General features: G+C 41.3%; 10 protein-coding genes. All 10 read left to right on the top strand.

Going from position 1 to position 11,765, the window contains the following annotated elements:
- Positions 1-46 precede the first annotated feature (46 nt).
- Positions 47-583: a folate family ECF transporter S component gene (locus LI954_RS10225; RefSeq protein ID WP_229444415.1), complete on the top strand. Its 537-nt coding sequence runs from the start codon at positions 47-49 to the stop codon at positions 581-583.
- A gap of 58 nt (positions 584-641) precedes the next feature.
- Positions 642-1,541 carry a glutamate formimidoyltransferase gene (ftcD, locus tag LI954_RS10220; protein WP_202067959.1) on the top strand — a complete coding sequence of 300 codons (900 nt, stop codon included), beginning with the start codon at positions 642-644 and terminating at the stop codon, positions 1,539-1,541.
- A gap of 13 nt (positions 1,542-1,554) precedes the next feature.
- Positions 1,555-2,181 (top strand): cyclodeaminase/cyclohydrolase family protein, encoded by a 627-nt coding sequence (locus LI954_RS10215; protein WP_202067960.1) that lies wholly within the window; start codon positions 1,555-1,557, stop codon positions 2,179-2,181.
- Between the two features lie 27 nt (positions 2,182-2,208).
- Positions 2,209-3,885, top strand: a complete 1,677-nt coding sequence (locus LI954_RS10210; RefSeq protein WP_202067961.1) for a formate--tetrahydrofolate ligase — start codon at positions 2,209-2,211, stop codon at positions 3,883-3,885.
- A gap of 21 nt (positions 3,886-3,906) precedes the next feature.
- Positions 3,907-4,521, top strand: a complete 615-nt coding sequence (locus tag LI954_RS10205) for a HutD family protein (protein WP_229444414.1) — start codon at positions 3,907-3,909, stop codon at positions 4,519-4,521.
- A gap of 102 nt (positions 4,522-4,623) precedes the next feature.
- The gene (locus LI954_RS10200) at positions 4,624-5,952 is read left to right on the top strand and encodes an APC family permease (protein WP_202067963.1); all 1,329 of its coding nucleotides are present in this window, start codon (positions 4,624-4,626) and stop codon (positions 5,950-5,952) included.
- Positions 5,953-6,031: 79 nt separating this feature from the next.
- The gene (locus LI954_RS10195; protein ID WP_229444413.1) at positions 6,032-7,369 is read left to right on the top strand and encodes a bifunctional folylpolyglutamate synthase/dihydrofolate synthase; all 1,338 of its coding nucleotides are present in this window, start codon (positions 6,032-6,034) and stop codon (positions 7,367-7,369) included.
- Between the two features lie 62 nt (positions 7,370-7,431).
- A complete protein-coding gene (gene hutH / locus LI954_RS10190) occupies positions 7,432-8,976 on the top strand; it encodes a histidine ammonia-lyase (RefSeq protein ID WP_229444412.1) in 1,545 nt (514 codons plus the stop codon).
- Positions 8,977-9,086: 110 nt separating this feature from the next.
- Positions 9,087-10,364, top strand: a complete 1,278-nt coding sequence (hisS, locus tag LI954_RS10185) for a histidine--tRNA ligase (protein WP_229444411.1) — start codon at positions 9,087-9,089, stop codon at positions 10,362-10,364.
- 27 nt (positions 10,365-10,391) lie between these two features.
- Positions 10,392-11,270, top strand: a complete 879-nt coding sequence (locus LI954_RS10180) for a YitT family protein (RefSeq protein ID WP_202067967.1) — start codon at positions 10,392-10,394, stop codon at positions 11,268-11,270.
- The last annotated feature ends 495 nt before the right edge of the window (positions 11,271-11,765 follow it).

Raw genomic sequence — 11,765 nt, 5'->3', positions numbered from 1 at the left:
ATTTTTGGTTTGAAAGCGCTGTCTGGCGCAGGGAGGAGGTTAAGATTTGTATAAAGCAGACGGTTATTCAATGGGACGAAAAATAGCTCTTATGGGTCTACTTATTGCCTTGTCAGTTGTGGCAACTCGGTTTCTATCTTTTGAAACCAGTATTATCAGAATTGGTTTTTCTTTTTTACCGTTAATGGTTATGGGGTATTTATTTCAGCCATGGTTTGCAGGAACAGGTGGAGCAATTGCAGATATCATCGGAATGATTTTATTTCCGAAGGCAGCATTTTTCTTTGGATTTACGATCAATGCGTTTTTAGCACCATTTATCTACAGCCTGTTTTTCCATAAAAAGGAAGTGACGCTTAAACGTAATATTACCGCTCAAGTCGCAGTCATGGTTATCATCAGCTTAATTTTAACACCTATTTGGCTGAATTTGATGTTGAAGCTGCCGATCATTGAGCTTTTACCATTACGGATAGGCAAAGAATTGATTGTTGTACCGATAAAAGTTATGGTCGGTCAATATTTATTTAGTCAAAGGAACATGAAAACGGTATTAAATGATGTGTCAAGAAACATGGTATGACGTTATCGTCGGCCGAGTTTGAAAAAATAGAGAGAAGCAAAAGGAAGGATGAGTATAAATGGCAAAATTAGTTGAATGCATCCCTAACTTCAGTGAAGGAAGCGACCAGAAAATAATCGACGGACTGGTAACAACAGCGAAGAGTGTAGGTGGCGTAACGTTGTTGGACTACTCTTCTGACAGTAGTCATAACCGCAGTGTTTTTACTCTTGTGGGTGATGAAAATAGTATTCAGGAGGTTGCTTTTCAATTAGTAAAATATGCAAGCGAGCATATCGATATGACTAAGCAAAAAGGTGAGCATCCAAGAATGGGGGCTACTGATGTAGTACCGTTTGTTCCAATTAAGGATATCACGACAGAGGAATGTGTAGAAATTTCTAAAAAGGTAGCAAAAAGAATCAATGATGAATTAAATATCCCTATTTTCTTGTATGAAGAATCAGCCAGCACACCAAATCGGGTAAACTTGGCGCGAGTGCGTAAAGGTCAATTTGAAGGAATGCCGGAAAAATTACAGGAAGAAGAATGGGCACCCGATTTTGGTGAAAGAAAAATCCATCCGACTGCGGGTGTCACTGCTGTTGGTGCAAGAATGCCGCTGGTGGCATTCAATGTGAATTTAGACACAGATGATATTACCATTGCAAATAATATAGCAAAGATTGTTCGCGGCTCAAGCGGCGGCTTTAAGTATTGTAAAGGTATCGGTGTAATGCTGGAGGATCGCAATATTGCACAAGTATCCATGAATATGGTGAACTTTGAAGGAACGCCCCTTTACCGTGTTGTTGAAACGATTCGTTTTGAAGCAAAACGCTACGGTGTCAATATTATCGGAACAGAGGTTATTGGTTTAACTCCGGCAAAGGCGCTGATTGACTGTGCGGAATATTATCTGCAGGTTGAGGATTTTGATTATGGTAAACAAGTTTTAGAAAATCATTTATTAAACTAGGAGGAGGAAAAAAATGAAACTGGTTGACTTGACTGTAACTGATTTTATGCAGGTACTTGGTTCTGACGAGCCGGCACCCGGCGGCGGCTCTGCTTCAGCATTAGCAGCGGCAATGGGGATCTCATTGACGAAAATGGTTGCAGAATTAACGGTGGGTAAGAAGAAATATGCAGAATTTGATGCACTTATGAAAAAATGTCAGACGGATGCTGCCCAATCACAAGAGGAGCTGCTGCGGGCAATTGACGAAGATACAGAGGCGTTTAACGCCGTATCAGCTGTTTTCTCTATGCCGAAAGAAACAGACGATGAAAAAGCCAAACGACGAGAGGCTATGCAGACAGCATTGGAGGGGGCTGCTAAAACCCCTTATCAGATGATGGAGAAAATTGTTTATGCACTTCATATTACCAAAGAAGCAGTTGGTAAATCTAATGTGAATGCTGCCAGTGATTTGGGTGTTGCAGCGCTGAATTTAAAATCTGCACTGCAAGGAGCTTGGCTGAATGTACTGATCAATCTTTCAGGGATCAAGAATGAAGAATTTGTGAAGCAATACCGCATGACTGGTGAAAAGATTTTAACAGAAGGCTGTCGGTTGGCAGATGAGATTTATGCAGAAATTTTAAAGATAGTTTAGCTTAGATGGAAAGGATGAATAAATAGGATGACTCATTTATCAGATATTGAAATTGCAAATACGGTTCAAATGAAACCAATTGAGGAGATCGCTGAAAAAACCGGAATTGATGCAGAAAATCTATCTTTGTACGGAAAATATAAGGCAAAGGTCAACGTTCATCAATTAGGGAGCTTAAAAGATAAGAAAAACGGCAAATTGATTCTGGTTACTGCTATTACTCCAACACCAGCTGGAGAGGGGAAAACCACAACCTCAGTCGGGTTGGCTGATGCACTGACAAAGCTTGGAAAAAATGCAATTATTGCTTTGAGAGAACCTTCATTAGGACCTGTATTTGGTGTTAAAGGAGGTGCTGCTGGCGGCGGCTATGCCCAGGTGGTTCCAATGGAAGATATCAACCTTCATTTTACTGGTGATTTCCATGCTATCGGAGCAGCTAATAATTTACTGGCAGCTTTGCTGGACAATCATATCCATCAAGGCAACAGCTTAGGGATCGATTCCCGACGGATTACATGGAAACGTGTAGTGGATATGAATGACCGACAGCTGCGTCATATTGTAGATGGCCTTCAGGGAAAAGTCAACGGCGTTCCTAGAGAAGATGGCTATGACATTACGGTAGCATCGGAAATTATGGCAATCCTTTGTCTGGCAAAGGATATCGTTGACTTGAAAGAAAAATTACGCAAAATTATTGTGGCGTATTCCTTTACCGGAGAGCCCGTCACTGCAGGTGACTTGAAAGCTGAAGGGGCTTTAACTGCTCTACTGAAAGAGGCAATTCATCCTAATCTAGTTCAAACATTGGAGCAAACACCAGCCTTTATCCATGGTGGACCATTTGCCAATATCGCTCATGGCTGTAATAGTGTACTGGCAACAAAAATGGCTTTGAAATATGCTGATTATGCTGTAACTGAGGCAGGCTTCGGAGCAGATTTAGGTGCGGAAAAGTTCATTGATATTAAATGCCGACTGGCTGATTTACAACCGGATGCTGTAGTATTGGTGGCAACTATTCGCGCTCTGAAAATGCATGGCGGTGTTAAAAAGACAGAATTGGGAGCAGAAAATGTCGAAGCTGTGATCAATGGTCTGCCTAATTTGGAGAAGCATCTGTCAAATATTCAAAATGTCTATGGTCTGCCGGTGGTTGTAGCGATCAATAAATTCCCGACAGATACAGAAGCTGAATTACAAGCAGTTCATGCAGCCTGTGAGGATCGCGGCGTAGAGGTTGTATTATCTGATGTCTGGGGCTCAGGAGGTGCTGGCGGTGAAACGTTGGCTAAGAAGGTCATAGAATTGGCAGAACAGACGAATACCTTTAGCTACGTATATGAGCTATCTGATAGTATTGAAGAAAAATTAAATAAAATCGTCCAAAAGGTTTATGGGGGTCAGGGGGTTGAATTAGCTCCTGCTGCTCGTAGAGAGCTGCAGGAACTGGAACGACTGGGCTTTTCCAACTATCCGATTTGTATGGCGAAGACACAGTATTCATTCTCTGATGATGCCAGTCTCATTGGGGCGCCTAAGGACTTCACTGTGGCAATCAAAAACTTAAAAGTTTCAGCAGGTGCTGGCTTTATTGTTGCATTAACAGGTGCCGTCATGACAATGCCGGGCTTACCCAAATCACCGGCAGCTGAACGTATTGATGTTGATGCAGATGGGAATATCTCTGGTCTGTTTTAGCCAGAATGTTTAGAGACCTGCATGGGAATTTGTAGATTAACCTCAAAAGAGTATCATGTCTCTGACTGGAGCGGCGGAAAGACAACGGAAATCTATCTTTCCCCTCCAGAGGGGCAGTATCAAATCGGTAAATTTGACTATCGAGTGTCTAGTGCAAGAGTTGATTTGGAAACAACTATTTTCAGCGAGTTACCCGGCTATAAGCGTTTAATTATGCCGATTGAGCAATCTTTGACATTAGAACATGTATATCCAGTTGATACAGTAGAAAGAGTCATTCTCCAGCCATTTGAGAGCCACTGCTTTGATGGTGGTCAAAAGACAACAAGCTATGGAAAATGCCGGGATTTCAATCTAATTTATCGACCGGAGTATTTTGGGGAAATGATTGCTTTGATGAAGGAACAGCCTTATTTTATCGAGCCTGGTAAAACCTATCTATTTTATGCGTTAACAGATGTGTTGGTGGAGATTTTTGAAAAAAATGAATGTATTTCGTCACTACAGCTTTGCGGTGATGAGAGCATACTTTTCTCGGAACATACATTCCAGCTGTTATTGGCGGCAATCCCGAAGAAAAGAACGCATCGTGAACCACTGGCAATTTGGACAACTATTGCGCGAATGAGCGAATGATTTAAAAATGTTCACGCTAAGATGAACATTTGAAAGCGTTACCTTTTTTAATCTAAAAAAACTACTGACTGTTAGTGGATTACAGCCAGAGAGGAGAAAAATATGGACAAGAATCAGGAGATGGAAAACGAAAAGTCCAAGTTTAGTTTGAATGGTGCAACATTATATGGGATTAATGCAGTAATTGGTTCAGGGATATTCCTGCTGCCTCGAACGATTTACAGGGATCTGGGACCGGCCTCCTTGATCGCTATGCTGCTGGATGCTGTTTTAGTATTGATGCTGGCTGTTTGTTTTGCAGAGGTAGCTGGGTATTTTAACAAAAATGGCGGTGCTTTTCAGTATTCTAAAACAGCTTTTGGAGACCTTGTAGGTTTCAACGTGGGCTTATTGGGTTGGTTTGTCACGATTATCGCCTGGTCAGCTATGGCTGCCGGCTTTGCTAAATTATTGATTGTGACCTTTCCTAGCTTAGAAGGAAAGAATACCATTATTAGTATTTTACTTGTTTTGTTTTTATCCTTGATCAACAGCTTTGGGATTAAAACATCAAAGATTTTTACGATTACGATTACGATTGCAAAACTGATTCCGATTATTGCCTTTTCAGTTATCAGCCTTTTCTTTATTAGACATGGGTTTTCTGAAGGAAACTTTACACCCTTTCTACAACTGAATCCGGATATGACACTATCACAGGCAATGGCTTCAACATCGTTAACTGTTTTTTATGCCTTTATTGGTTTTGAAGCGCTGCCGGTTGTTGCTGGAGAAATGCGTAATGCCAAGAAAAATGTGCCAATCGCAATTATTGGTTCGATTAGTATTGTTTCGATCTTATATTTTATAATTATTTCCGGAACGATTGCTATGCTGGGAACAGGCATTTTACAAAGTAATGCACCTGTTCAAGATGCGTTTGTAAAAATGATTGGTCCAGCAGGAAAATGGCTGATTTCCATTGGGGCATTAGTTTCCATTGCTGGGTTGAACATGGGTGATTCCGTGATGATTCCTCGATATGGTGCCTCAATTTCTGATGAAGGCCTGCTGCCAAAAATGATTGCCAGAAAAAATGGGCGTGGCGCTCCCATCGTTGCTATCATCGTATCAGGAGTACTAACGGTAATCTTACTGTTGAGCGGCTCATTTGAGCAGCTTGCGGAATTAAGTGTTGTCTTTCGTTTTATTCAGTATATTCCTACCGCATTATCCGTTATCTGGCTGCGCAAAAAAGGGATGGATCACGTACCGGTCTTTCGCTTACCATTTGGTCCGGTAATTCCAATCCTATCCATTATTGTTAGTATCTGGATGCTGGCAGCTGCTGATCCAATTAATATTATTTCCGGTATTGTTGGTATTGTTGTTGCAACGATTTTATATTTTGTATTGAATCGTAAAAATGAAGCTGCCGATGGAGAAATTTGATTAGCGAATCGAAAGATAGCAGAAACTGGAAAGCCATAATGAAAAAAAGATTATGTGCTTAAACGCAAGGATGGGGAGAATGAGAATAAGCAGTGAGGAAGCAATTGCCTGGATTCACCGGAGAATACCTGTTGGTCAGCGTCCGGGATTGCGTCGTGTGAACCGTTTGCTTAAAATGGTTGGACATCCTGAAAGAAATGTCCCCACGATTCATATTGGCGGGACTAACGGGAAAGGATCTACTGTTACCTACTTGAGCTGTTTGCTGCAGGAAACAGGTCTGTCCGTAGGCACCTTTACCTCCCCTTATATTGAGTGTTTTAATGAACGCCTGTCAATCAATGGACAGCCGATTTCTGATGAGCAGTTAATCGCCTATGTTGAAAAATATCAACCATTAGTTATGCGGCTGGATGAGGTACAGGAAACAAAAGGAATAACAGGATTTGAATTATTGACCGTAATGGCTTTTGATTACTTTTCCAATATGCAGGTGGATGTATTGATTATGGAGGTCGGCATAGGGGGACGCTGGGACAGCACAAATGTCTGTCACCCGTTATTAACGGCAATTACGACGATTGGAAAAGATCATACAGATATTTTGGGGGAGACGCTGACGGAGATTGCCGGTCAAAAAACAGGAATCATTAAACCGTACGTACCTGTTGTGACGGGTCCTCTCCCTAAAGAAGCCTTGAGGGTTGTACAGAAAGAAGCCGGCAAACAACAAAGTCAGTTATACTGTTTAGGGGAAGGCTTTCAGGTCAGCTATGAACACCCTGCAGATTTTTGGGGAGAGCTCTTTCATTATTATAGTCGGAATCTCTCTCTGTATGATCTGCGTCTGCCGCTTGCAGGCAGACACCAGATCGAAAATGCCGGCGTTGCTCTTTGCTTGTATGAATTATTTTGTGAATTGAACGAGCTGCCGGTGTGTTCTGACAATATTTATCGTGGGTTTTTACGAGTGCAATGGCCGGCTAGAATGGAGCCTGTCAATCAGACACCATTGATTATCTTGGACGGCGCGCATAATGAAGCGGCAGTTGAGCGCTTGGTTGAAACGATTCAGAACGAATTCTGCCATCAGCAGGTGTTTATTCTATTTTCTGCTTTGGTGACAAAGGATATTCAGAAAATGCTTTTACTGCTTCAAGCAATTCCGAATGTCCGCGTGTATGTAACAACCTTTTCTTATCCAAAGGCTATGGTCTTTGATGAAAGCTGGCTTAAGGAGCATCCGGAAATTTCCCATGCTGCTGATTGGCAGGAATTGATCCATCATTTCAAACAGACCATGAATAAAAATGAGCTTTTGATTGTCACCGGTTCGCTTTATTTTGTTTCTCAGGTCAGACAGCTTCTGATCAGTGAAACAAAAAATGAAACAGCGAAGCAGAGTAAAAAGAAATAAGTGTGTTTGCTTTGATTAAAATAAGACGGAGTCAAATTAATTTTGACGAGGAGGAAAATGAAATGGCAAATGTATTAATATTAGATGGAGATAGTTTGACCTTAGAAGATGTGGCAGCGGTTGCACGCCAAGGTGTCATTTGTAAAATAGATGAAGCGGCGAAGAAAGAGGTTATTGCTTCAAGAAAGATTGTAGATAAAATAGTGGAAGAGCGCCGGGTTGTCTATGGTGTCAATACAGGATTTGGCTCTCTTTGTAATGTGAGCATCTCAAAAGAAGATACCGTACAGCTTCAGGAAAATTTGATTCGTACCCATGCATGTGGTTATGGCGGCCCCTTTCCGGAGGATGTTGTTCGGGCAATCATGCTGATTCGGGTAAATTCATTGGTTAAAGGATATTCAGGTATTCGCTTAAGTACGATCGAAGCCTTGTTAGGGATGCTGAATAGCGGTGTGCATCCGTTTATTCCGGAGAAAGGCTCTTTAGGTGCTTCAGGTGATTTAGCACCGTTGGCACATATGGTTCTACCTTTACTAGGCTTAGGAAAGGCTTACTATAAGGGCGAATTATTGCAGGGCAAGATAGCTATGGAAAAAGCAGGCTTACCGATTATTCAGTTGAGTGCTAAAGAAGGCTTGGCTTTTATTAACGGAACAACCGTATTAAATGGAGTGGGTGCTCTAGCAACCTATGATGCAATTGAGTTATTGAAATTGTCGGATATTGCCGGTGCATTATCCTTGGAGGTACACAATGGTATCTCAAGTCCTTTTGCAGAAAATTTACATACCATTCGCCCTCAAAATGGTCAATTAGCCACTGCAAAAAATATACGTCAGCTGATCAAAGGCAGTGCATACACTACTGTGGCAACTGCTGATCGAGTACAGGACCCTTATACTTTGCGCTGTATCCCGCAAATTCATGGAACCAGCAAAGACAGCGTTGCCTATGTCAAAGAGAAGGTTGAAATTGAGCTCAACTCGGTTACAGATAACCCAATTATTACTAGAACCGGTGAAGTAATTTCAGGCGGAAACTTTCACGGTGAACCATTGGCACAGCCATTTGATTTTCTGGGGATTGCTGCTTCTGAAATCGGAAATGTTTCTGAGCGCCGTGTTGAGCGTCTGGTGAACAGCCAATTAAGTAAGCTGCCTTCATTCCTGGTAAAATATCCAGGATTGAACTCTGGGTTTATGATTACACAATATGCTTGCGCCTCTCTAGCTTCAGAGAATAAAATCCTTTCTCATCCGGCCAGTGTAGATTCTATCCCTTCTTGTGAAAATCAGGAGGATTTTGTCAGTATGGGAACAACAGCGGCAAGAAAAGCAGCGGAGATTATTAAGAATTCCCGTAGAATTGTTGCAACTGAAATCATGGCAGCTTGTCAAGCGCTTGATATAAAACAGCAGCAAAAAGACCTTGGTAAAGGAACAAAGGTTGCATATGAACAATTTAGAAAAGTCGTTAACTTTATTGAAAACGATAAGGATATTGAAATCTATGAAGAACTAAATAAAGCGACAAATGCTTTAACTGACGGAAAATTATTAGCAGCCGTAGAACAGGCAGTCACTTTAGACATCCAATTTAACTAGAGCAAAAAAGACAAGCAGGAAAAGTCAGCAGCTAAAAATGATGCGCATCCCCTGCTTGTTTTGCCATATCTTCGTTTACATACAATAACCTTAAAAAGGGGGAACATCGCATGCGCTATCAAAAACCAAAAGGAACCATTGATATTTTACCCGGGCAATCAGAAAAATGGCAGTATATAGAGGCCGCTGCCAGAGAGGTTTTTCAACGCTATAATTTTCATGAAGTACGGACACCGATTTTTGAGCATTTTGAAGTGATTGCTCGAAGTGTAGGAGAAAGTACAGACATTGTCAGTAAAGAAATGTATGACTTTTATGATAAAGGCAACCGTCATATCACACTGCGTCCGGAGGGAACAGCCCCTCTTGTAAGAAGCTATGTGGAAAACAAGCTCTATGGACCTGAACACAGTCATCCATTTAAGGCTTATTATATGGGTCCTATGTTTCGTTATGAACGACCTCAAGCTGGGCGGCTTCGGCAGTTTCATCAGATTGGCGTAGAAGTGATCGGCAGCAGTAATCCCGCAACTGATGTAGAAACGATGATGATGGCTTTAGAATTTTTTAACTGTTTAGGGGTCAATGAAACGAAATTGGTCATCAATTCTTTAGGGACCCGAGAAAGCCGTAAAAAGTATCGTCAGACATTGATTGATTATTTGACACAATTTGAAGAACAGCTGAGTGAAGATTCAAAGCGGCGGCTTTATCAAAATCCCCTTCGAGTACTAGACAGTAAGGATGCAAGGGATCAGAAAATCATCACAGGGGCACCATCTATTTTAGACAGCCTTGACAGAGAAAGCAGCTTATTTTTTGAAGAAGTTAAACAACTGCTGGAGGACGCGAATATTTCGTATAGCGTGGATCATCGTATGGTACGTGGACTGGACTATTATAATCACACTGTCTTTGAAATTATGAGTGAGGCAGCTGCCTTTAATGGTGTGCTTACAACGATTTGTGCCGGGGGGCGTTATGATGGTCTGATTAGTGAATTTGGAGGACCGGCTGTTGTAGATACAGGCTTCGGCTTTGCACTGGGAATCGAGCGGGCGCTGCTTGCAAGTGAAGCTGAAGGGAGAAGCATTCCGGTTTCCAGAGAGGTAGATGTTTATGTTGCTTGTCTGGCACCTTCCGGAAACGGCTATGCGCAACAGGTTGCACAAACAGCTAGAAAAGCGAAATTGATCGTTGAGCGGGATATCTCCTACCAAAAGATTCGAAATCAGCTTCGCAAAGCAAATAAACTAAATGCAAAAATTGTTGCGATTATTGGTGAAAATGAAGTAAATGATGCACAGGTGGTTTTGAAGGATATGCAGTCCGGTGAAGAGCTGCGTATTCCCTATACGCAGTTAACAGCTTATTTTGATAACGTTTAGAAATATAAGATGAAATGGGCGAAAACAATGAGGATGTTAAGAAACAAAGATTTTTGGCAGGAAATGATTACAAAATTAACGGTTATTTTGATTTACGCATTTTTATACTCAATTGCATTAAACTTGTTTTGGCAGCCGGGAAGGATATATGCTGGGGGAATTACTGGCTTATCCCAGATCATTTCCACTGTTGTTACACGCTGGGGCTCATTTTATCTGCCTATCTCAGTTATTTACTATGTGTTGAATATTCCTTTATTTATTCTTGCCTGGTTTAAACTCAATCGGAAGCTTGTTATTTTTATGATCGTCAGTGTTACCAGCGCTTCTTTTGCTATTCAAATTTTACCCTCCGTCGCACTAACCACAGATCCGATTATCTGTGCGATTTTTGGCGGAGCGGTCAATGGCTTTTCATTAGGTCTGGCCCTGAAGTATGGATTGTCTACAGGAGGCCTGGATATTGTTATCATTATCTTGCGTAAATGGACCGGTCAAAGTGTTGGGGCAATTTCTATGATTATCAATGGATTGATTGTTTTGACTGCAGGCTATTTATTTGGCTGGCCCTATGCTTTTTACAGTCTGCTTTCCATTATTGTCAGCGGGAAGGTTACTGACTTGGTTTATGTAAAGCATCAAAAGGTGCAGGTGATGATTATCACACAAAAGCCGGAGCTGGTCATTCCGGGACTGCAGGCCCAATTGACTAGAGGAATCACGATAATTCCACAGGCAGAAGGTGCCTACGATCATCAACCGCAAACGATTTTAATCACCATCATCACCTACTATGAAATGGAGCTGCTGGAAAAAATTATGAAAAAGGTTGACCCGCACGCATTTGTCAGTGTATCGCAGGACGTGAAGATTTTAAGCCAGTTCAAGGAGCTGGACATTGTGTAGCGCAAAAGATGATTTCATTGATGAAGTTAAAACAGCTAAAGCCCTGATTGATTTTGTATCTAATAAAGATTTCAGCAGCAGCCTTCTATGTTAAAATCAACTATTCTCACTTCGACTGGCAGAGCTGCTGTAAAGCTTGCCTTTTTCTATGGCAGTATTGAATTTTGACATTTTCCGATAATTTATCAAAAAGTAAAAAATCAGTAAAACATAAAAGAACAAGCCTCGAAATGATTTCGTGAGGTATTTGTTCTTTTTCAGTATAGCTGGCTGACTCTTTACTGTTTAGATAGACTGATCCGTTGCGTTGGAAATAGAAGAGTTTACCTTGCTGTCGGCGGGAAATAGAAATCTTTGGGAATCATTAAAATACCACTTGACTTTCATGAAAATCTCTAGTAATTTATAGTTTGTATGTAATATTGAAAATCGATGAAGGAACGAGTAAATTTCTTATTTGTGTCAAAAGAGAGAGAGGCCTTGGCTGAAAGCAGC

Source organism: Enterococcus sp. CWB-B31, assembly GCF_020567645.1.
In the GTDB taxonomy this organism is placed as follows: domain Bacteria; phylum Bacillota; class Bacilli; order Lactobacillales; family Enterococcaceae; genus Enterococcus_L.
This window is presented reverse-complemented; position numbering and strand designations above follow the sequence as displayed.